The sequence below is a fragment of the Aquabacterium sp. CECT 9606 genome, from assembly GCF_918741295.1.
Taxonomy (GTDB): Bacteria; Pseudomonadota; Gammaproteobacteria; order Burkholderiales; family Burkholderiaceae_C; genus Aquabacterium.
This window is the reverse complement of the sequence record NZ_CAKKNB010000001.1, coordinates 606797-627865: the sequence shown is the minus strand read 5'-3', so window position 1 is coordinate 627865 and position 21069 is coordinate 606797. Positions and strand designations below refer to the sequence as shown.

Genomic DNA, 21069 nt, shown 5'->3' with positions numbered 1-21069 from the left:
TCCTTGGTGGGTTAAGCGTTCACAGAGCTGATTTGCAGCTCGGTGTAGTTCTGACGATGGCCTTGGCGCTTTTGATAGTGCTTACGACGACGCATCTTGAAGATGCGCACTTTGTCGTGACGGCCTTGCGAGAGAACAGTTGCTTTGACGGTTGCGCCAGCCACCAAGGGCGTGCCGATCTTCATTTCAGCGCCGATTCCGACTGCCAAAACTTGGTCGATCACGATCTCTTGGCCAACGTCCGCAGTAATCTGTTCTACTTTGATCTTTTCGCCAGCAGCAACTTTGTATTGCTTGCCGCCGGTTTTTATGACCGCGTACATAGGGAGACCTTTCAAATATCTGATGCCCGCCTCTCAAAAACAAAAACACGGCGATCAGATCGGAAAAAATCCCGGGTCTTCTACACGTGCCGCATTGCTGCAAATCTTGAAAAGAGGGCGACGAATCTCCGCACACTCAAAGTGCGAAGCTCTCGATACTACCACGGGGCCGGCCGTGTTTGCAAGCATCAACCCCGGCCGCCCTGCTTTCCAGGGAGTCGGCGGTGTGGATGATCGGACTGCTTCCCTCGCCCATCCCCTGGCTGAATGGGTCCAGGCCCTCACCGGGCGCCGAGCCATCTTTGGGGGCGCCCCAGCCGAAAAAGGCGGTCACCTCATCGCGTTTGGCCAGGGCGTCGGTGAAGCCAAGGTGGATCAACTCGCGGGTGAATGAGGACTCGAACAGCAGGTAGCTGGCCAGCGCAGAGCCCCGGGCGGTCTTGCCCCGACCGTAGACGCCGACGGCGCGCAGCATGCCGCGCACGGCGGGCGGCAACGCCCAGAGGTGGCGGGCGGCGATGTCGTCGATGCGCTGGCTGGGGGCGATCACCAGGACATCGACCGGGCGCAGCGACGAGCGCTCACGCGCCTCAGGCGACAAGAGACTCAAGGTGCTGTTGACGCGTTTCATGCGCTCGATGTCCACCGCCAGGGCGTCCAGGAAAATGCTGGACATGGCGTGACCAGCGATCTGCGCCAGGTTGGGATACTCAAGGATGGCATCGCGCGGCGCGGGCGGCTCGTGCAGGCGCCCAGCCCCAATCACCAGGATGCGGTCGGCACCAAGGTGGATGGCCGGCGACATGGGTGCGGCCTGGCGCATGGAGCCATCGCCAAAATAATGAGGCCGGCCATTGACCGACAACTGCACGGCCGGGAACACGAATGGGATGGCGCTGGACGCCATCAGGTGCTCAATGGACAGGCTATCGCGCACGCTGATGCGTTGCGAGCGGTCCCAGGAGGCCACGGGTTCGGCGCAATCGTAGAAGGTGACGTGCTCGCCGGTGGTGTAGCTGGACGCGGAGATCGCCACCGCGTGCAGATGCCCTTCCTCCATGAGCTTGGGCAACCGGTCGATCTTGAACAGATCTGGCAGCAGTTCGCGCAGAGGTTCGTTGTCCAGCAGAGAGCGCGGGCGCGCCCGGCGCCAGCGGGCCAGGGCCCAACCCAGCGAAAACAGCGTCAACCATTGGGCGCCACTGCGGATGATGCCCAATGAGTCGGAGTGGTAGACCTGCTCGGATTTGAAATCGCGCCAGACCTCGACCATGGCGCGCACCGCCAGTTCGAAGTGGTCGGCACGGCAGGCCAGGGCCATGCCATTGAGCGCGCCGGCCGAGGTGCCAGAGATGATCTGAAAGGGATTGCCGCGCTGCTTTTCGCCACTGTCGCGGCGGATCAGCATCATGGCTTGAAGCACCCCGACCTGGTAGGCGGCGCGGGCGCCACCGCCAGTGAGGACCAAAGCTGTTTTTCCGGGCAGGCTCATATGGCACTTATCGGCACGAAACCGTCAGATCTGAGTCGGAAAATACCCTCATCAGCTGCGCAAGCGCATGAGGGTGGATTTGCCGAACAGGCTTTCGACCAGGTCAACGACCAGTTCGGCCGTTCGGTTTTGCAAGTCTCGGGCCGGGTTCAGCTCCATCACATCCAGGGATGAGAGGCGGCCGGTGTCGGCGATCATTTCCATGCAAAGCTGGGCCTCGCGGTAGGTGGGACCACCGCGCACGGCCGTGCCCACGCCGGGAGCGATGTCCGGGTCGAGGAAGTCAACATCGAAACTGACGTGCAGGTGTGTGCGCTCGTCGACACCCATCAGGGCCTGCTGCATGACGGCGCGCATGCCATGCTCATCCAGGTGGCGCATGTCGAAGACTTCCAGGCCCTGGGCATGCACGAACTGGCGCTCTTGATCGTCAACGCTGCGCACGCCGATGAGGCGGAGTTCGTCGCGCGCCAGGGCTGGCTGCGGCAAACCGGCTGCGGACAGGTGCACCAAATCATCTGGCCCCAAGCCGAACAACACGGCCACGGGCATGCCATGAAGGTTGCCACTGGGTGTGATGTCACTGGTATTGAAGTCCGCATGGGCGTCCAGCCAGATGACCCGAAGGTGTTGCCCGGTGGCGCGGCAATGCGCGGCCACGGCGCCGATCGAACCCATGGCCAGGCAGTGGTCCCCACCCAGCAGCATGGGCATTTCGCTTGCGGCCAAGGCGGCGGACACGGCGTTGAAAACCTGCTGGTTCCAGGCCAGCACCTCTTTCAGGTGGCGGTGGCCATTGACCGGTGGCTGCCAGGGATTGGTCGGCCCTGTCAGGTTGCCCGCATCGTTGACGGTCAAACCCAGGCGGGTCAGGGCTTCGGGCAAGCCGGCCACGCGAAGGGCTTCCGGCCCCAGGCCGGCACCACGCATGCTGGCGCCCACGTCGGTGGGGGCGCCTATCAATCTGAGGGTGCTGTGGTTCATGCGGGCCCCTTATGCTGATGGTGTGGGCGGCGACGTCACCAGCCGCAGGCGGAATCCTCGTCTGGCCGGCCCAGGCCATAGACCTGCTGCAGTGTTTCCCAGGCCTCTTCGGCGGTTTCAACATAGCGGAACAGGTGCACATCGCCCGGGCTGATCATGCCGGTGTCCACCAGGTGATCGATGTTGATGAGCTTGGTCCAGAACTCGCGCCCGAACAGCAGCACGGGGCGCTTGCGGCATTTGCCGGTCTGCATCAGGGTGAGCGCTTCGAACAGCTCGTCCAGGGTGCCAAAGCCGCCAGGGAAGCACACCAGGGCCACCGAACGCATCAGGAAGTGCATTTTGCGCAGGGCAAAGTAATGGAACTGGAAGCAAAGGCGGGGCGTGATGTAGGGGTTGGGCTCTTGCTCGTGGGGCAGCACGATGTTCAGGCCGATGCTTTTGCCACCCACCTCGAAGGCGCCGCGGTTGCCCGCTTCCATGATGCCGGGGCCGCCACCGGTGACCACGTAGATCGGTGTCTGCAATTGGGCCGAATGTGTCGTGACCAGGGTGGCGAACTTGCGCGCCTCTTCGTAGTAGTGGGACATGTCCACGTGACGGCGGGCCTGCCGCACGGCCACTTCGCGCTCGGAGCCGTCGGGCAGGGCCTCAGCATCGGCCAGGCGTGAACGGGCTTCGTCGGCCGGCAGGATGCGGGCACTGCCAAACATCACGATGGTGGATTTGATGCCCTCCTCGCGCTGAACCATCTCGGGTTTGAGCAGTTCGAGCTGCATGCGCACGGGGCGCAGGTCAGGGTTGAGCAGGAATTCCGGATCTGCAAAAGCCAGGTCGTAGCTGCTGTCAGCCCCGGCGTAGAGCGAGGGCTTGGCGGCGTTGCGCGCATCCTGAACCGCTGTGGGGAAATTGCGTTCAAGCAGTTCTTTGGGGTTGTTCATGTTGTTCAGTGCCTTGGGGTCCACACACTGGGCACGCCGGCTCGCGGCGCGCCCTCAATTCAGTCCATCGCCAATTGCGGCCATCGAGCATCAGCAAGCGGCCCGCCAGCGAGGAGTGCGCCTCATGCTCGTGCAAGCCGGCCAGCAATTTGAGCGCTTCGCCCGCCTGCATCACGCCCAGCATGCCCACCACGGGCGCGAAAATTCCGAGGGTGGCGCAGCGCGTTTCGGGCGGCGCTTGGTCGGGCGGAAAAAGGCAGGCGTAGCAGGGCGAGCCCGGTGCGCGGGGATCGAAGACGCTGATCTGGCCGTCAAAGCGCACCGCAGCGGCCGAGACAAGCGGCACCCCAGCAGCAACACAAGCCCGGTTGATCAACTGGCGGATGGCGAAGTGGTCGGTGCAATCCAGCACGACATCCGCCCGGGGAACCCATTGCGCCAGCAGCGCGGCATCGGCGGCCTGGGGCACGGCGTGAACATGCACTTGCGGGTTGAGTTGCACCAGCCCCTGGGTGGCCGACGCCACCTTGGTCTGGCCCACACGCTCGGTGGTGTGCACGATCTGGCGCTGCAGATTGGTCAGGTCAACGGTGTCCGGGTCGATCACCGTGATCCGCCCCACGCCAGCGCTGGCCAAGTACATCAGCGCTGGCGCCCCCAGACCGCCCGCCCCGATGACCAGGGCGTGGGCGTTCAAGAGATGCGTCTGTGCCTCTTCCGACCACTCATCCAGCAAGAGATGGCGGCTGTAGCGCAGGCGTTGGTCGTCGTTCACTGCGCCTTGGTGTCCTCGGGCTTGCGCTCGGTCATGGTTTTGGAGACGACCACCGGCTTGCCCTTGAGCTGGCTGAGGGCCTGCTGCAATTGGAAGTCTTCGGCACTGCCGAACTCGGGCAGGGGCTTGGGGGGATCGTTCTTCTTGGCGGAAGCCTCTTCCAGCTTCTTCATGGCTTCTTCACGCGCTTTTTCGCGGGCTGCGTCTTTGGACTCGGCACCCTGCCCGCTGGCAATGTGCTTTTCCAGGTCGGCTTCACGCATGCGCAGGGCGCTGAACAGATTGCCTTCGGCGGTTTCGTCCAGCATGACGTCAGGGACGATGCCCTTGGCCTGGATGGAGCGACCGCTCGGGGTGTAGTAGCGCGCCGTGGTGATCTTGAGCGCTGTGTCGGCCGTCAGCTGGCGCACGGTCTGGACCGAGCCCTTGCCGAAGGTCTGTGCGCCCATGATGGTGGCGCGCTTGTGGTCTTGCAGGGCGCCCGACACGATCTCGCTGGCCGAGGCCGAGCCTTCGTTGACCAGCACCACCAGTGGCACGTTTTTGATGGCGGCAGGCAGTTTGGCCAAGGGATCGGCACCCAGGCGGCGGGTGTAGTCCTCGGGGCGGGCCTTGAAGATGGCCTTGGACTCGGGGATCTGGCCGTTGGTGGACACCACCGTCACGTCCTTGGGCAAGAAAGCGGCCGACACCGCGATGGCGCCTTCCAGCAAGCCGCCCGGGTCGTTGCGCAGGTCGAGCACCAGGCCCTTCATCTTGGGGTCGTCCTTGAAGAGTTTGTCGACCTTGGCGACGAAGTCTTCGACCGTGCGATCCTGGAATTGGGTGACGCGAACCCAGCCGTAGCCGGGCTCAACGATCTTGGCCCGCACGCTTTGCACGCGGATTTCTTCACGGGTGATGGTGACCGGGAAGCTGCGGTTTTCAAGCTTGCGGAAAATGGTCAGGACCACTTTGGTCTGGGGCTCGCCGCGCATGCGCTTGACGGCCTGGTCCATGGTCAGGCCCTTGACGAAGGTGTCGTCGATCTTGGTGATCAAATCACCGCTCTTCAGGCCAGCGCGGAAGGCGGGCGAGCCTTCGATCGGCGAGACGACCTTGACCAGGCCATCTTCCATGCCGATTTCGATGCCGACGCCCACGAATTTGCCCGTGGTGCCTTCGCGGAACTCCTTGAAAGTGGTCTTGTCGAAATAAGTGGAGTGCGGGTCCAGGCCCGAGACCATGCCGCCGATGGCATCGCTGATGAGCTTTTTCTCATCGACCGGCTCGACATAATCGGTTTTGATCATGCCGAACACGGCGGCCAGCTGCTGCATCTCTTCGAGCGGCAACGGGGCCACTGTATTGCGGGCGGTGGCCTGGAACTGCATGGTGGTCAAACCGCCGGCCAGCACACCCAGTGCCACCCAGCCCGCAATCTTGAATTTGGAAGTCATGGCCAATGGTGCCTTTTCGAACCCGCAACGAACCCAGCGATGCCACCTGAAACCCTCAGATGGCGAAATGTTTTTCCAGTATAGGACCGCCCAACGCAGGACAAAGTTCAATAAGGCCAGAACTTGGCCTCTGTATGGGGCTTTGCACCGTTTAGTCGCGAGAAGCTGACGCTCCCCCCCGGATCTCCCCCTTCACGCCTTGGGGACAATGGGTGCTATCGTGCGCCAAAAAATCCACTCACCGCGACTCGGAAGGACGTCCATGCGCCAGGCTTTAGCCCCCACCTCGCCGTGGACTCGGGGTTTCATCACCTGGCTGGTCTACACCGCGGCGGGTGTTCTGGCCCTGGGGCTGGCCTCGCCGCAAGACCATGTGGAGCCGCTGTACCTGTCGGCGGGATTTGGCTTGGCCTGCGTTCTGGGCTGGGGAAAAGCCATGGTGCTGCCGGTGGGCCTGGGCTCGGCCACCGTGCTCACCATCGCGCACTGGCAAGCGCAAGATCCTGTCGGTTTCTGGCCATTCCTGACGCTGGCGGTGGTCACTTGCCTGGGCGGCGCCTTGCAGGCCTGGGTGGCCGCGCGCTGGTCAGGGCCTGGGGCGGACGAAGGATTGCCCTTGGAAAAACCCCTCGACATCGGGCGATTTTTGTTGGTGGCGGGGCCTGTGGCCTGCCTCGTCAACGCCGGCATGTCGGTTCCCGCGATGGTCGCTCTGGGCATTTTGCCGGCCTCGCAAGCCCCCCAAACCGCCTTGTCCTGGTGGGCCGGCGACACCTTGGGCGTGCTGATTGGCACACCCATGATGCTGACCCTGGTGGGCCGACCGGTCGATTTGTGGCGAGCCCGCCGCTTGATCGTGGGCGTGCCGCTGCTGGTGACCACCTTGCTGCTGGGATTGACCATCCATCAGGTGCAGTTGTGGGAAGAAGAACGTGCCCAGGCCGTGTTCGACCACGATGTGGAGGCCGTGACCAATGCTGTGAACTTGCGGCTCAACGGCTACCTGAGCGCCCTGGAGGCCCTGCATGGCCTGTACATCGCATCATCCGAGGTCAGCCGGCAGGAATTCAAGTTGGCCAGCACCCATTGGCTGAAAACGCTGAGCGGCATCCAGGCCATGGGCTGGACCGAACGTTTGACCTTGGACCAGATTCCCAGTTTTGAAGGACGCCAGCACGCCGAAGGCCTGCCCCAGTACCAGGTCCACGACACGCGCGCGCACCTCGTCCCCAAAGGGCCCGAAGTGGCCGCCATCCGCTTTTTGGAGCCCATGGCCGGCAATGAGAAGGCGCTGGGCTACAACTCCCTGTCCAGCCCCGCCGCCAAAGACGCCTTCGAGCAGTCACGCCGCGAAGACCGGCCCGTTGCCACCAAGGGGCTTGAGTTGGCGCAGGAGTCAGGCCAGCAAACAGGCGTGGTGGTTTACAGGGCGATCTACCAAGGCCAGCCCTACACCCCGCAAGCCCGCGTCCGCAGTACCCGAGGGGCGGTGTTTCTGGCGCTGCGCATGGACGACATGATCAAGGCAATGACCCACGGGCTGCCCTCGTACCTGAGCGCGTGCCTGATGGACGCCAGCCATGCGTCCCAGGCTTTCCTGGGTGGGGCGCCCCAATGTGCCCGCGGTGTGAAGGAGCTTAGGCAAGCCTATCAAACAGTCATTCCCATCGAATTCGCGGGCCGCCAATGGCAACTGGTGACCTGGGCCCATGCGCCGGTGCCCGTGGTTGCCGGGCTTGCCTGGTCCTGGCTCCTGGCCATTGGCGGTGTTGTGCTCGCCGCGGCGCTGGGTGCCTTGTTGCTGGTCATCACCGGACACACGAGGCGGGTGGAAGCCGCGATGGACGTGGCGCGGCGACAAAAGGCGGCAGCTGAAGCCGCCAACCGGTCCAAGAGCGAATTCCTGTCACGCATGAGCCATGAGCTGCGCACCCCGCTGAACGCCGTGCTGGGTTTCGCGCAGGTGATGGACCTGGACCGGCAGTCCCCGCTGGCGCCATCGCAATCCCAGCGGCTGCAACAAATCCAGCAGGCAGGCTGGCATTTGCTGGACATGATCGATGACGTGCTGGACTTGTCCCGAATTGACACCGGCATGCTCAAGTTGAACACCGAGGCGGTGCCCATCAACGAGGCCGTTGTGGCCGCGATGGAAATGGTCCGTGAGCTGGCCCAGAAGCAGCAGGTCCGTTTGCTGGACCCGGAACCCGCGCCCGCCGGCTGGGGCGTGCAGGCCGACGCGATCCGCCTGCGGCAGATCCTGATCAACTTGCTCAGCAACGCCATCAAGTACAACCGCCCGGAGGGCTCGGTGAAAGTGTCCATGGGCATGGCATCGCTGCCGGACCAGCCAGAATGCATCAGCGTGACCGTGGAGGACACCGGGCTGGGCTTGAGCCCTGAACAACTGAGCCAACTGTTCCAACCCTTCAACCGCCTGGGCCGCGAACGGGTGGCCCCCGATGGCGCGGGCATTGGCCTGGTGATCAGCCAGCACCTGGCCCAACTGATGGGCGGCCAACTGGACGTGGTCAGCCAAGAAAACAAGGGGTCGTCCTTCACCTTGACCTTGCCGGCCGTCAAGCTGCTCATGCCCAAGCCCATGGCACCACCGGCGCCAGCCCCCACCAGCGTCATCACCAAGGTCAACCAGCCCGTGCGGCATGTGCTGTATGTCGAGGACAACCACGTGAACAGCGAAGTCGTGCGTGGCGCACTGGCGTCGCGCGGGTGGATCAAGCTGACCGTGGCCCCCACGATCGAGGAAGGCCTGGCCGTGCTGCACGACCGCGTCACCGGGCCCGCGCCCGACCTGGTCTTGCTGGATGTGCACCTGCCCGACGCCTCGGGCATCGAATTCCTCAAGCTGATGAAGGCCAACCCGCAGACGGCGGCCACGCCGGTGATCATGATCTCGGCCGATGCCATGCCCGAACAGGTGGATGCCGCCCTGTCAGCAGGGGCCTATTGCTACCTGACCAAGCCCGTGCAGTTGCCCGCTTTGTTGGTGCACGTGGACGATCTGCTGGCCACGCACACCTGAGCATCACCGGGGCTGGTACTCCGGCACCAGGCCATGCAGGCGCTGGCGCAAGGTGCTGGGCACGCTGGCCGATTCGTCCTGGGCCAAGGCCAGCAGGCGCTCGATCCAGTCGGCGGGCAATTCGCCACGCAATTGGGCCAGGCGCAACCGGGGGTGCGGCGTGGCCAGCGAGGTGTCGGCGTCGGCCAGCAATTCTTCGAACAATTTCTCGCCGGGGCGCAGGCCGCTGAACACGATGGGAATCTCGGCCTCGGTGTGGCCGGACAGCAGGATCATTTCGCGCGCCAGGTCAGCAATGCGCACCGCCGCCCCCATGTCCATCACGAAAACCTGGCCCGATTCGGCCAGCACCGCCGCCTGCAGCACCAGTTGCGCCGCCTCGGGGATGGTCATGAAATAGCGAGTGATGTCGGGGTGCGTGACCGTGACCGGCCCGCCCTTGGCGATCTGCTCCTTGAACTTGGGGATCACGCTGCCACTGGAGCCCAGCACATTGCCAAAGCGCACGGCCATGTAGCGCGTGCCGGGCATCTGGGCGGCCCAGTGCGACACCACCATCTCGGCCGCGCGCTTGGTGGCGCCCATCACATTGGTCGGGTTGACGGCCTTGTCGGTGGAGATGAGCACGAAGCGCTTGACGCCGCATTCACCCGCCGCCTGCGCCACCTGGTAGGTGCCCAGCGTGTTGTTGCGCAGGGCGATCCAGGCGTTGTCGTCTTCCATCAAGGGCACGTGCTTGTAAGCCGCCGCGTGGAAGACCAGGTCGGGCCTGTGCGCGTTCATCACGCGGCGCAGTTCGGGCAAGTCTTTCACATCGCCCACCAGACGTACCAGCGGCACACGCGGAAAGCGCTCGCTCAAGTCCTGCTCGATGTTGTACAGCGCGAATTCGCTCAGCTCGAACAGCACCAGCCGGCTGGGCCCAAAACGCGCGATCTGGCGGCACAGCTCGGAGCCGATTGAGCCGCCCGCGCCTGTCACCATCACAGTCTGGCCACTGATCAGGGCCGACAGCGCGGACTCGTCCAGCTTGACGGGTTCGCGGCCCAGCAGGTCGTCAGGTTCGATGTCGCGCACGCGGTCGATGCGCGAGCCGCCTTCGCGAAGCTCATCGGCGCTGGGCACGGTCAACACGGGCAGGCCTGTTGCGGCGGCCATGTCGAGGGCGCGCTTGCGTTGAGCCCCTGTGGCGGAGGGCATGGCCAGAACCAGGTGGGTCACGTCGTCAAGCGTGCCTTCGTCCTTGAGCTTGTCCAGGCCGCCCCACACGGTGACGCCGGCCATGCGGGCCCCATGCTTGCGCGGGTCGTCATCGAGCAAGCCGAGCACGGTCCAGCCCCGGTGCTGGATGCCCGCGATCAGCAATTTGGCCGCCGCGCCCGCGCCCAACACGAGGGCCCGGCGCCCGGTGGCATCGCCACCCTGGCGCCGCGCTCGCGATTGCTCGCTGAGCATGCGCACCAACATGCGCGCCAATGACCAGGTCACCAGGACCATGAAAGGGTGCAAAGCCAGCACAGCGCGAGGAATCTCCACCAATTGCGCCATCAACACCACCACCGCGCTCGCCAGGCCACCGCCCAGGCAGACCCAACCCAGCCGCGTGATCTCGTTGAAGCTGGTGTAGCGCCAAGCCGCGCGCGGCACGCCCAGTGCCCAGGACACAGCGCTGTAGACCGCAATCACGCCGAACAGCACCACCGTGTCGTAAGCGGGGCGTTCGTGCAGCCAGCGCTCGACCCCCATGCGGAACAGGTAGGTGGCGTGCCAGGCCAGCACGATCAAGCCAGCGTCGATCAAAAGGACGGCCGCCTGGCGGTGTGGGCGCAGAACGTGGGCGATGCGGTCGAGTCGGTTCCAGATCATGGTGGGCAAGGCAAAGGGCCGCGATGGCCTAACCCTCCATTGTGCGCTGGGTTCATGGCTCGTTCCAGTCGAACAGCGGCAAGGTGTATTCGAGCGGCCGCTCCGTGACGCCGGATGCCGCCTCCAAGGCGGGCAGATCTTCCAGCTTGCACAAGGCCCCGGCGCGCACCCCCAGCAAACGCAGGCGCTGGTCCAGCGGCACCTTCTTCAGGCAGCGGCCGGCCCACAGGCGGATGTCGCGGGCGTCGGCCGTGTGGGCGGGCAAGGTGATCTCGCGCGTGGCGATCTTGAAGTCGGTGTAGCGCAGCTTGACGCCAATCGTCTTGGCCACATAACCCTTGCGGAGCAGATCGCCCGCCAGCTTTTCGCACAGGCGCGTGAAGATCTCGCCCAGCGCCTCACGGTCGTCGCGGGCGTGCAGATCGCGCTCAAAGGTCGTCTCGCGGCTGATGGATTTGGGCTCGCGCCAGGTCACCACCATGCGGTCATCGCGGCCATGCGCGGCCTCGTGCAACCAAGCCCCGTAATTGGCCCCGAACTGCTCGATCAGCCAAGCGGGTTGGGCCGCGGCCAGGTCGCCAATGGTGTGGATGCCCAAGGCTTCGAGGCGGGCCGAAGATTTGGGGCCAATGCCGTTGATGCGCTTGGCGGGCAAAGGCCAGATGCGCGTGGGGATGTCTTCCTCGGTCAACACCGTGAGGCCATTGGGCTTTTCCAGGTCTGAGCACAGCTTGGACAATAGCTTGTTGGGCGTCACGCCCACCGAACAACTCAGGCCCGTGGCCTCGCGCACCCGGTCCTTGATGCGCTGAGCCAAGGCGCGCACGCCGCCATGGGGATCATCACCCACGGCATCGTGCACGCCGGGCAAAGCATTCAGGTCGATGTAGATCTCATCGACACCCCGGTCTTCAATCACTGGCGCGATCTCGGCCACGGCGGCCTTGAAGCGACGTGAGTAGTGCCTGTATTGCTCGAAATCAACCGGCAGCAGCACGGCCTGGGGCGCCAGCACCGCCGCTTTCATCATGCCCATGGCCGAATGCACGCCCAGGGCGCGCGCCTCGTAGGTGGCGGTGGTGACCACGCCCCGGCCGGCATAGTCGCGCAGCACTGAAAAGCGGCGCGTGCCATCGTCCTGCATGACAGGTTGGTGACGCTGACCACCCCCGATCACCACGGGCTGCCCCCGCAATTCGGGGTAGCGCAGCAGCTCCACGGAGGCGTAAAACGCGTCCATGTCCAGGTGGGCCACCCAAGAGCGTGTCATCATCAACGTCACATCAAACAGGGCTTGCTGTCATGTACCACGGGGAACGATTCAACAGTGCCACCCACTTGCTGGGGCTGGCTTTGGCCGTGGCTGGCTCGGCCGTGTTGGTCGCCCAGGCACTGCAAGCAGGCGATGCCTTGAAGATCGTCAGCTTCAGCATCTTTGGCCTGACGATGGTGCTGCTGTACGCGGCCTCGGCGATGTACCACAGCATCCGCGGCGCCAGCAAGGAGCGCTGGGCCAAGGTCGACCATTGCGCCATCTACCTGCTCATCGCCGGCACCTACACCCCCTTCACCCTGGTCACCTTGCACGGCACGCTGGGCTGGTCGCTGTTCGCCTTTGTGTGGACGCTGGCCGCCATCGGCATCTGCAAGGAGCTGTGGTGGGGCCGTGACACTGTGCCTTCGGTGCCACTGTATGTGCTGATGGGCTGGTGCGGCGTGGCGGCCGCCGTGCCCTTGATGGATGGTCTGCAAGATGGTGGCTGGCATTGGCTGGTGGCGGGCGGGCTGCTCTATACCGTGGGCATCATTTTCTACGTGATCGACAAGCGCATGCGGCACGCCCATGGCATCTGGCACCTGTTCGTGCTGGGTGGCACCGCCAGCCACTATTTCACCGTGCTGAAATTCGTGGCGTGACATTTTGGTGCAATGCAGGTACATTAAGCCCACAGACATGCACAAGACCGTTTCCTCAAGGTCTTCGTTTTCTACCGCCACGCACGCTGAACTTGTTCAACGCTGCCGACACGGTCCAGGTTTCAACTCCCGGTTTGACGTTTCTTGAGTGTTTCTGCCGCACAGGTTTTGCCCAAAGCAAGCTTGCGCGGATTCTTAATCTTTTCAATCACTCTACAAGGAACAACATCCATGAGTACGACACAAACTGGCACCGTGAAATGGTTTGACGACGGCAAGGGCTTTGGCTTCATCGCTCCTGAAGATGGCAGCAAGGACCTGTTCGCCCACTTCAGCGAAATCCGCAGCGAAGGCGGCTTCCGCAGCCTGCAAGAAAACCAACGCGTGGAATTCGAAGTCAAGCAAGGCCAAAAGGGCCCCCAAGCTTCGAACATTCGCCCGCTGTAATCAGCGCGCGGTGATCGCACCAAAAAGCGGCTCAGGCCGCTTTTTTCATGCCTGGCCGGAAATCGTCGCGTGGACCAGGTTGGCCACTTTGGGCGACATGTTCTCGGCCACCAGTTCCAGCTCAGGATGCTGGCCCGCGAACACGCGGAACAATTCGTCGGCAAAACTGTGGCCAATGTCGGACACGCCACTGAAGTCGATCCGGGCATGGCTGAATTGCTGCAACCTTGACGCCGCACGGCGGGCTTGCGAGCGCGAATCCAAGGCGGTGTTGGTCGACAGCAGCAGGCGCAAAGGCACGCGGGTGCGGTCAAACGCGATGCCCTGGCGGTCGATGCTCCACACGTTCAAGACCGAATCCAAAGTGCGTTCGGTGTCCAGCGCAATGGACGCGTAAACCGACGTGCCCTGGCGGGCCAAGGGCTTGCCGCAATGCCAGCCGCCACCGTCCCAGCCACGGCGCTGGAAGTTCGAGCCATTGGCATGCACCTCGAACACATCGGCCAACTGGGCCGAGAAGAACAGGCCTCGGCCGGTGTGCCGGTCAGGCTGGCTGGTGAGTTTGCCTTTGCTGAGCTCCAGCATGGCGTGCTGCGCATCGTCGATGGCGAATGACTCGCGGATGCGGTCGAACAGGCCCCGGCCATCATCGGACACCAGCAGCTGCACGTGGTTGGGCGTCTGGCGCAAAGACACGGTGACGGTGGTGCCGCCGCTGTGGTCAATCGCGTTGTTCAGGATCTCGTTGAAGACGTGCTGGGCCATGCGCTGCACCTGCGGCGGCAACACAAAGTTGGGCATGAAGTCGCGCTCCCAAGGCACGTCTTCGACCAGGCCTTGCAAAGGGTAGCTCGTCACCACTTGGCGAAACGACCCCGGACGGTACACGGGGCGGGAGGTACTGCCCTCTTTGACCAACCAACCGGCGTCCACCAATCGCGCCACGGCTTTGCGCGCGGCAGGCCTGCTGGCCTGCACGCGCTCGGCGACGTGGGCGATCAGGTCGTGGGGATGGCGAACCACGGCGGCGGTGATCCAGCCCATCATGTGGTGAAGGTTGAGGCGTGACATGGTCGGCATCCTTTTCAGCTGACCTCAGTATCTGGCCCCGCCCCAAAAACTTAAACGCTGAATTGACCGGCGCAATGCCCGCTATTCCATCAATGCAGGGCGCCGTCGTGGCCCGCATCCACCCATTCAAAACGAGGTTGCTCTACCCCATCGATGGCGATGCGGCCAGTGAACATGGCATAGGGCCGCACCCACAAAGCGCCTTCACCATACAGGGGCCGGTAGACCACCAAGGCCTCCAGCGTCTCGCTGTGGCGGGCCACGCCATAGACCTGATAGCGCTCACCTTTGTAGTGGCGGTAGATGCCCAGCTTGAGGGTGGGCAATGGCAGCACAGGACGTTCTTCACTCATGACTTGGTTCCTTGAATGGCGTGGGTGATGATGCCCCCTAATGTGAACCAGCCTCATCCCTAAGGTATGGGGAAGCACAGAGCACACCACAGTCCTAGAGTCGCCACAAGCCTTGATACAAGGTGCATCAACTCAGGAGTGCGGACCATGAACACCTCGGACAACACCCATCCCATCGACATTGTCGTGCAGGCCGAACTGCCCGACGATACGGCCTCGCACGGCAAGACCAGCGCGGTCGCTTATGTCTTCAGCTCGGAGGCCGCCTTGCTGGCCAGCGCCCCCTTGACCGAGAAGGGCGAGGCCCGTCTGAAGTTCACGGCCGCGGCCACCGCCACCAGCCTGCGTGTGCTGGTGGGGCCCGCCACCACCGAGAAATTGCCCAGCTTTGACGAGCTGATTCGCCGGGGTGCGCTGGAGCAGCACCTGCGCTACAACCCGCGTCAACCGGTGTTGCAGGCGCGCTTCAAAGTCTTTCCTGATATCTGGCATTGCTGGTGGCGCAGTGCCTGCTTTGTGAAAGGCAACTTGATCAAGCGCGTGCAGATTGGGGGCACCTGGGAAAACTTCCCGGTGTGCAACGCCACGGTCGAGATCTACGAAGTGGACCCCTTGTTCATCATCATCCCCAAGCTGCCCGATCTGGTCATCGAGCGCATCCGCGAGTTGATCGTCAAGCCACGGCCTTTCCCGGAGCCTCGGCCTGAGATCGGCCCGTCGGCCCCCTTGGTGCGCATGGCCCAGTCCGAGCACCGGCTGGATGCCGAAGGGGCGCGCCTGCTGACACAGCTGAGCGATGCCACCGAGTTGCGCTACGTGGCCAAGGTGGGCAGCCGCCTGCAGTTTCAGCAAGCCTTGATCCAGAACCCGATCCTGATCCGCCCCCTGCTGTGCTACTTCTACCCACGCTTCGTGACCAAGCAGCGCGTGGGCACCGCGCACACCGACGAGTGCGGCCACTTCAGCACCTTGTTCTTCCAAGGCTGCCTGAACCACGACACGCCCGACCTGTACTTCAAGGCCACGCAAAAGCTGTTCGGCTTTTTCGACGTGTCGATCTACGCGCCCACGCCCATCGCCTGCCATACCTGGTGGGACTACCAGTGCGGCACCGAGGTCACGCTGTACACCAACAGCCCCTTGGCCCACACCTGCTCGCCCTGCCCGCCCGTGGTCGGCCCCGAGGGCCATGGCCGTTGGGTGGCCTTCCTGGCCATTGGCGGCACGCCCTTGAGCAAGATATACGGCACCAGCAAAGAGCTGCGCGACACCAAGCCACCCGCTGAAGTGGCGGCCAAGCTGGGCCTGACGGAGGCGGGGCAGCCTTGGGGCAGTTTGCTGCGCCCGCGCCTGTTGTTCTCGAACGAGCTGGAAGCCCTGGGCGTGCGCTACTACCAGGTCTCATGGCGACGCGGCACCAGTGGCAGCTTCGTGGCGCTCAAGGATGGCATCCAGCACTACTACCGGCACGAGGTCAGCACCCCCACTGGCGATGTGCCGGCGTGGACGCCTTACACCTTGGGGCCGGCCCCCGTGGCCGATGGCAGCGGAAGCTTCGTGCCCGACCTGACCAAGATCCCCTATGCCTCGGTGGCGCCTGAAGGCGTGTGGGACACCCCACCCAGTGCGGGTGAAATCGTGGAACACCTGAGCAGTGCCAAGTTCCCGACCAATGCCTTTGCACCCGGCCTGGTCTTTCACGAAGACGGCACGACCGTGTCGGGCACCACCGATGAAAGCGACCACTACCAGCTCAAGGTGGACCTGTTCGATGCACAAGGCCAGCCCATCAACGTCGGGGCACTGGACATCAAGTACGTGGTGCCTGATGTGCCCGACTTGAGCGGCACAATCTACACCACCGATGCCGCACCGCTGGGCCTCGTGTCGGGCAACAGCATGGTCATCACCTTGCATGTGGACAACAACCGCTGCTTCGCGTCCATCGGCGCCCCATCGATCGGGGCGACGCTGGCCGATCCGTGCTGCGGCGTGCTCATCTCGGAGCCCGCAGACAACGTGGCCATGCCCTACACCGCTTACCACCCGCACGGCTTTGCGCAGTACAGCTTCAGCGTCGTGCGTGGCACTCAAGCGGTGGTCAGCCGGAACTCGTCGGTGGATGACCCGGGCACGCTGGTCAACGAGGACACCGGAGGCGGCACCGCGGTCGAGACCGTGAACAACCTCATGACGCTGAACCCGGCCCCGGGCTGCAGCAGCATGGACTGCGTGGTGGCGGGCTTCAGTGAGAACCTGTACGTGGACTCGATGGCCACGGACGGTTGGGGTTCCGAGCTGGGCTACGACGCCAGCGACGTGCGGGCCTTCGTGCTGTCCACCGTGGCCCTGCCGAGCTGAACCGGGTCAGGCCCGCAGCAGCACATCCTCGGTGGCCAATTCAACCCGGTTGCGGCCTCCGTGCTTGCCCCGGTACAGGGCCTTGTCGGCACGGGCAATGGCCTGATCGATGGGCTCGTCAAGGTGCAGGTTGCTGATGCCGAAGGTCATGGTCACGTTCAAAGGGCCGTCCTTTCCAGGCACCCGAAGCGCGGCAATGGCTTCGCGCAGGCGGTTGGCCACCAGCTCCGCGCCGGGCGAGGCGGTCTCGGGCAGAAGCAGCAGAAACTCTTCACCGCCCCAGCGCGCGGCGTGGTCCACCTCGCGCACACCGGAGCGCAGGATCTTGGCCACCGCCTTGAGCACATCGTCACCGGCCTCGTGGCCATGGGTGTCATTCACGGTCTTGAAGTGGTCCACGTCACACAGGATGAAGGACAAGGGCCGTCCATCGCGGCGCTGCTTGACGGCTTCGGCCACGGAGGTGTCCAGCACGCTGCGGCGATTGCGCAGGCGGGTCAACGGATCGGTGGTGGCCATCTCGCGCAGCTGTTGCTCGCTTTGTAGCACGAAGCGGTAGTACATCCCTGCCAGCAGGACCAGGATGGTCAAGGCCGTGACCACGGTGAAGTAGTGCAGGCCATTGAGCACGGAGCGGTCAAGCTCGAACAAGGGCGCGGCATCGCGGCGCGCAACGTCCAGCCAAAGGTACAGGGCCATCAAACCGACCACGACCGGGACCTTGCCGCGCCACAAAGGCAAGGTGCTGACCACCATCACGGGCGGTACGCACATGATGTAGATGTGAAAGCCGCTGTCCCAACCGACGTAGAAGACGGCCAGCACGGCATGCCCGACCACCTCGGTGGTGATCAGCATCCACGCCCAGTTCACGCGGTGGCGCCAGGCCAAGCCAAAGGTGAGCACGTAGCACAGGATGCTGCCCACGTTGATCACGGCCATGTCCTTGATGCCATTGAGGTGGAACAGCACCAGGAAAGCCAGGTGCGTGAAACCGCACATCACGGACACACCCAACATCATCTTGCGAAAGAGTTCGGCGCTGGTGTTCTGATCGGATGGGGTGGGCGAGGCCAACACTTGGTTGTCCATGTTTCAGCCCCCCTTTCCGTCGCGTGTCCACTGCGCCAGCATGACCACGAAATCGGCCAAAGGCACCGGCTTGCTGTAGTGGAAGCCTTGGGCCAGATGGCAGCCCCAGGCCCCCAGGTGGTCGCGTTGCAAGGCAGTCTCCACGCCTTCGGCCACCACTTCCATGCGCAGGCTGCGGGCCAGGGTCACGATGGCCTTGGCCAGCACGGCACTGTCGCGGTCGGTGGTCAGCTCGCGGATGAAAGAGCGGTCGATTTTCAAGGTATCCACGGGGAAGCGGGTCAGGTAAGACAGGGCCGAGTAGCCCGTGCCGAAGTCATCGATGGCGATGGTGAACCCCATGCCATGCAAGGCCTCCAACATGGATCGGATGTCCACGCGGTCATTGAGAAGCAGACTTTCGGTGATCTCCAACTCGATCCACTCGGCCAGGCAGCCAGTGTCCTCCAGGGCGCGAGCCACCGTGGCCACCAGGTCGCCCGAGTAAAACTGGCGGGGCGACAGGTTGACCGCGATCTTCAGCGGCTCGCCATGCTGGTCGTGCCATTGGCGGGCCACGGTGCACGCCGTGCGCAAGGCCCATTCGCCCATGTCGATGATCAGGCCCGTGTCTTCGGCAATGCCGATGAAGCGATCTGGGGGCACCAGGCCGCGCTCAGGATGGCGCCAGCGCATCAGGGCTTCAGCGCCCACCACGCGGCCAGATGAGAGCTCGACCTTGGGTTGGTAGAACAGCTCAAGTTCGTTGCGCTCAATGGCTTTGCGCAGATCACCTTCGATCTTCAGGCGCTCGAGCGCCGTGGCCGTCAACTCGCGGGCGTAGAACTGGAAGTTGTCACGGCCGCAGTTCTTGGCGTGGTACATGGCTGCGTCGGCGTGGGCCATCAGCTCGTTCACCTCGGTGCCGTCGGCAGGGAACATGGCGATGCCCGCGCTGGCGGTCACGAAAATCTCGGTGTCGTTCAGCGCCACCGAGACTTCGAAGACATGCTTGATGCGGCTGGCCACCACGTCCAGGTCGGACGGCTGGCGGATCTGCGGCACGATGATGGCGAACTCGTCGCCGCCCAAGCGGGCCACGGTGTCGTACTCGCGCAGGGCCTGGGACAGGCGCCCCGCCACCGCTTTGAGCAAGTTGTCGCCAGCACCAGTGCCGAGCGAATCATTGATCTTCTGGAAGTGGTCGATGTCCAGCAGCACCACGCCCACACTGCCCCCTTGCCGACCAGCGTCAGCAATGGCCAGTTTCAAGCGGTCATGCAGCAGTGCGCGATTGGGCAGGTTGGTCAGCGGATCGTAGAACTCCAGCTGGTGGGTCTGCCGCTGCAGGGCTTTCAGGTCGGTCACATCCTGAGTGACGCCCAGGGCCCGCACGGCCCGCCCGTCCTGGCCATATTCCAGGCGCACCCAGCTGTGGGTCTCGCGGTGGCTGCCGTCCGGCAGGATGAGGCTGTGCTCGTAACTGAGCTCGCCCAGGCGTTTGGCAAAGGCATCCTGGTACAGCTGGAAGGTCGAAGCGCGCTCATCCGGCAGCATGATGGCCTGGAACTCCTCCAATGTGAGGTCGCCGGAGTTCGACAGGCCCAGCACATCCAGCCCCACGCGGCTGATCGACGACCGGCGGCTGACGTAATCCCATTCCCAATGGCAGATGCGCGCAATGCGTTGGGCATCTTCAAGGCGGCGTTCAGTGGCCTCCAAGGCCGAGATGTCACGGCCAATCGACAGCACGCTGACCACCTGGCCAGCGCTGTCGCGCTCGGGCACGATGCGCAAGTGGACGGTGCGATCGCGCCGGTCCCGGTCCTTCAAGCGGTAAGTGAATTCTTGCAGTTCGCCCGTGCTGAGGGCCAGCGCCAAGGTCTGCTCGTAATCACGCGCCTGGGGAGCGTCGACATGCTCGCTGGGGCGCGCGCCGATCAGGGCCTCGCGGGGTTGGCCCAGCCACTTGACCAAGGCCTCGTTCACATACACCCGGCGGCAATCGCGGTCGTAGCGAGCGATGTTGTCAGGGGTGTTTTCAACCAGGACACGGTACTCTTGCTCGCGCGCGCGCAGCCGCTCGTCGGCCAGTGCGCGCTCGGTGAAATCTTGCGAAACCGCGAAGAAGGTCTTGGGCTTGCCCTTGACGGTGTAAGCGATTTCCGCCTGCAGGTGCAGGTGGCGCACCTCGCCATTGACCACCACGGTGTAGTCGTACTGAACCGAGCTGTCGCGGTTCAGGATGGCGGTTTCGTACAGCTTTTTGATGCGCCGGGCTTCATCTTCGGAGTGAAGGGCCAGCAGTTCTTCGGTGGTGGGCGCCCAACCTGGCTGGCGGCCCATCAGGCGGCAAGCATGGTCAGACATGCGTGACTTGTTGCTGGCCAGGTCCAACTCCCAAAACCCGATCTTGGCCAGCTCTTCGGCCTTTTCAAGTTTGGCCTGCAACTCCTTGTGCGCGGTGATGTCATGGCACACCGACATCACGCCAACCACACAACCGCCCGCATCCCGCTCGGGAACCAACCTCACCTGGCACCAACGCACGGTGCCATCGGGCAGGCCCCACTCCATTTCGAAGCCGGCTGCGGTGCCCAGACGAAGCACGTTGTGCAGGCGTTCGGTGTAGGCCTTGGCGTCAAAGACGAAGGGCAGCTCCTGCGGCATGGCCCCCACGATGGTGTCCAGGGGCTGGCCCGACACGAAGACCAGCGTGGCGTTGGCGTAGACGCAGCGCAGGGTGGCATCGTGGCGCATGATCGCGTCCGGCGAGGCATCCACCAACTGTTTGAACAGCGCCTGGTGCTCCGACAGGCTTCGCCGCAGCATCGACTCCACCGTCATCGGGCCGCCCCGCGAGAACGCACGCACCACTCAAGCTCGAAGGCCTGCTCAGCGGTTTTGCAGCGGTTCAAAAAGGGGCTCATGGCAGGCGATCCGGATCGGATACTTGGTCGGCAGCGTTGATGAGGTTTCGGCCCTG

At 63.9% G+C, this 21069-nt stretch carries 16 protein-coding genes; 4 read left to right on the top strand and 12 right to left on the bottom strand.

Annotated features, from left to right (window positions below):
- Positions 1 to 11: 11 nt before the first annotated feature.
- From rplU to LQ232_RS02835, 6 genes are all read right to left on the bottom strand, one after another.
- Positions 12 to 323, bottom strand: coding sequence for a 50S ribosomal protein L21 (gene rplU / locus LQ232_RS02860; protein WP_230178785.1), 312 nt, complete (start codon positions 321 to 323; stop codon positions 12 to 14).
- Between the two features lie 136 nt (positions 324 to 459).
- Positions 460 to 1815 (bottom strand): patatin-like phospholipase family protein, encoded by a 1356-nt coding sequence (locus tag LQ232_RS02855; RefSeq protein WP_230178783.1) that lies wholly within the window; start codon positions 1813 to 1815, stop codon positions 460 to 462.
- A gap of 51 nt (positions 1816 to 1866) precedes the next feature.
- Positions 1867 to 2799, bottom strand: a complete 933-nt coding sequence (gene rocF / locus LQ232_RS02850; RefSeq protein WP_230178780.1) for an arginase — start codon at positions 2797 to 2799, stop codon at positions 1867 to 1869.
- Positions 2800 to 2834: 35 nt separating this feature from the next.
- A complete protein-coding gene (locus tag LQ232_RS02845; protein WP_230178778.1) occupies positions 2835 to 3740 on the bottom strand; it encodes a TIGR00730 family Rossman fold protein in 906 nt (301 codons plus the stop codon).
- Positions 3715 to 4515 carry a HesA/MoeB/ThiF family protein gene (locus LQ232_RS02840; RefSeq protein ID WP_230178776.1) on the bottom strand — a complete coding sequence of 267 codons (801 nt, stop codon included), beginning with the start codon at positions 4513 to 4515 and terminating at the stop codon, positions 3715 to 3717. Before LQ232_RS02840 ends, LQ232_RS02845 begins: the two co-directional genes overlap by 26 nt.
- Positions 4512 to 5954, bottom strand: a complete 1443-nt coding sequence (locus LQ232_RS02835) for a S41 family peptidase (protein WP_230178775.1) — start codon at positions 5952 to 5954, stop codon at positions 4512 to 4514. The genes LQ232_RS02840 and LQ232_RS02835 overlap by 4 nt, the downstream gene beginning before the upstream one ends.
- 262 nt (positions 5955 to 6216) lie before the next feature.
- Here LQ232_RS02835 and LQ232_RS02830 point away from each other — a divergent pair, with 262 nt between their 5' ends.
- Positions 6217 to 8997 carry a CHASE domain-containing protein gene (locus LQ232_RS02830; RefSeq protein WP_230178772.1) on the top strand — a complete coding sequence of 927 codons (2781 nt, stop codon included), beginning with the start codon at positions 6217 to 6219 and terminating at the stop codon, positions 8995 to 8997.
- Positions 8998 to 9000: 3 nt separating this feature from the next.
- Here LQ232_RS02830 and LQ232_RS02825 read toward each other — a convergent pair whose 3' ends face one another.
- Together LQ232_RS02825 and dinB are read right to left on the bottom strand one after the other, a co-directional pair.
- Entirely contained in the window at positions 9001 to 10863 is a 1863-nt protein-coding gene (locus LQ232_RS02825; protein ID WP_230178770.1) for a nucleoside-diphosphate sugar epimerase/dehydratase, read from the bottom strand.
- 52 nt (positions 10864 to 10915) lie between these two features.
- Positions 10916 to 12133 carry a DNA polymerase IV gene (gene dinB / locus LQ232_RS02820; RefSeq protein ID WP_371820133.1) on the bottom strand — a complete coding sequence of 406 codons (1218 nt, stop codon included), beginning with the start codon at positions 12131 to 12133 and terminating at the stop codon, positions 10916 to 10918.
- Between the two features lie 32 nt (positions 12134 to 12165).
- On the opposite strand from dinB, the gene LQ232_RS02815 reads away from it, so the two are divergent.
- Positions 12166 to 12780 (top strand): hemolysin III family protein, encoded by a 615-nt coding sequence (locus tag LQ232_RS02815; RefSeq protein WP_230178752.1) that lies wholly within the window; start codon positions 12166 to 12168, stop codon positions 12778 to 12780.
- A 231-nt stretch (positions 12781 to 13011) separates the two neighbouring features.
- Entirely contained in the window at positions 13012 to 13227 is a 216-nt protein-coding gene (locus LQ232_RS02810; RefSeq protein ID WP_230178750.1) for a cold-shock protein, read from the top strand.
- 45 nt (positions 13228 to 13272) lie between these two features.
- Here LQ232_RS02810 and LQ232_RS02805 read toward each other — a convergent pair whose 3' ends face one another.
- Both LQ232_RS02805 and LQ232_RS02800 read right to left on the bottom strand, forming a co-directional pair.
- The gene (locus LQ232_RS02805) at positions 13273 to 14298 is read right to left on the bottom strand and encodes an STAS-like domain-containing protein (RefSeq protein WP_230178748.1); all 1026 of its coding nucleotides are present in this window, start codon (positions 14296 to 14298) and stop codon (positions 13273 to 13275) included.
- A gap of 89 nt (positions 14299 to 14387) precedes the next feature.
- On the bottom strand, positions 14388 to 14651 hold the full coding sequence (locus tag LQ232_RS02800) for a DUF1653 domain-containing protein (RefSeq protein ID WP_230178742.1): 264 nt from the start codon (positions 14649 to 14651) through the stop codon (positions 14388 to 14390).
- A 147-nt stretch (positions 14652 to 14798) separates the two neighbouring features.
- Between LQ232_RS02800 and LQ232_RS02795 the strand changes: the two genes are divergently transcribed.
- Positions 14799 to 17012 carry a hypothetical protein gene (locus LQ232_RS02795; protein WP_230178740.1) on the top strand — a complete coding sequence of 738 codons (2214 nt, stop codon included), beginning with the start codon at positions 14799 to 14801 and terminating at the stop codon, positions 17010 to 17012.
- A 6-nt stretch (positions 17013 to 17018) separates the two neighbouring features.
- Here LQ232_RS02795 and LQ232_RS02790 read toward each other — a convergent pair whose 3' ends face one another.
- Both LQ232_RS02790 and LQ232_RS02785 read right to left on the bottom strand, forming a co-directional pair.
- The gene (locus LQ232_RS02790; protein WP_230178738.1) at positions 17019 to 18104 is read right to left on the bottom strand and encodes a diguanylate cyclase; all 1086 of its coding nucleotides are present in this window, start codon (positions 18102 to 18104) and stop codon (positions 17019 to 17021) included.
- A gap of 3 nt (positions 18105 to 18107) precedes the next feature.
- Positions 18108 to 20957: a GGDEF domain-containing phosphodiesterase gene (locus LQ232_RS02785; protein WP_230178736.1), complete on the bottom strand. Its 2850-nt coding sequence runs from the start codon at positions 20955 to 20957 to the stop codon at positions 18108 to 18110.
- Positions 20958 to 21069 lie beyond the last annotated feature (112 nt).

Coding starts and splice junctions, on each gene's coding strand:
- LQ232_RS02790 (WP_230178738.1), bottom strand. CDS start 18,104: ATGGACAACCAAGTGTTGGCCTCGCCCACCCCATCCGATCAGAACACC.
- rplU (WP_230178785.1), bottom strand. CDS start 323: ATGTACGCGGTCATAAAAACCGGCGGCAAGCAATACAAAGTTGCTGCT.
- LQ232_RS02810 (WP_230178750.1), top strand. CDS start 13,012: ATGAGTACGACACAAACTGGCACCGTGAAATGGTTTGACGACGGCAAG.
- LQ232_RS02805 (WP_230178748.1), bottom strand. CDS start 14,298: ATGTCACGCCTCAACCTTCACCACATGATGGGCTGGATCACCGCCGCC.
- LQ232_RS02835 (WP_230178775.1), bottom strand. CDS start 5,954: ATGACTTCCAAATTCAAGATTGCGGGCTGGGTGGCACTGGGTGTGCTG.
- rocF (WP_230178780.1), bottom strand. CDS start 2,799: ATGAACCACAGCACCCTCAGATTGATAGGCGCCCCCACCGACGTGGGC.
- LQ232_RS02855 (WP_230178783.1), bottom strand. CDS start 1,815: ATGAGCCTGCCCGGAAAAACAGCTTTGGTCCTCACTGGCGGTGGCGCC.
- LQ232_RS02795 (WP_230178740.1), top strand. CDS start 14,799: ATGAACACCTCGGACAACACCCATCCCATCGACATTGTCGTGCAGGCC.
- LQ232_RS02825 (WP_230178770.1), bottom strand. CDS start 10,863: ATGATCTGGAACCGACTCGACCGCATCGCCCACGTTCTGCGCCCACAC.
- dinB (WP_371820133.1), bottom strand. CDS start 12,133: ATGACACGCTCTTGGGTGGCCCACCTGGACATGGACGCGTTTTACGCC.
- LQ232_RS02815 (WP_230178752.1), top strand. CDS start 12,166: ATGTACCACGGGGAACGATTCAACAGTGCCACCCACTTGCTGGGGCTG.
- LQ232_RS02800 (WP_230178742.1), bottom strand. CDS start 14,651: ATGAGTGAAGAACGTCCTGTGCTGCCATTGCCCACCCTCAAGCTGGGC.
- LQ232_RS02830 (WP_230178772.1), top strand. CDS start 6,217: ATGCGCCAGGCTTTAGCCCCCACCTCGCCGTGGACTCGGGGTTTCATC.
- LQ232_RS02845 (WP_230178778.1), bottom strand. CDS start 3,740: ATGAACAACCCCAAAGAACTGCTTGAACGCAATTTCCCCACAGCGGTT.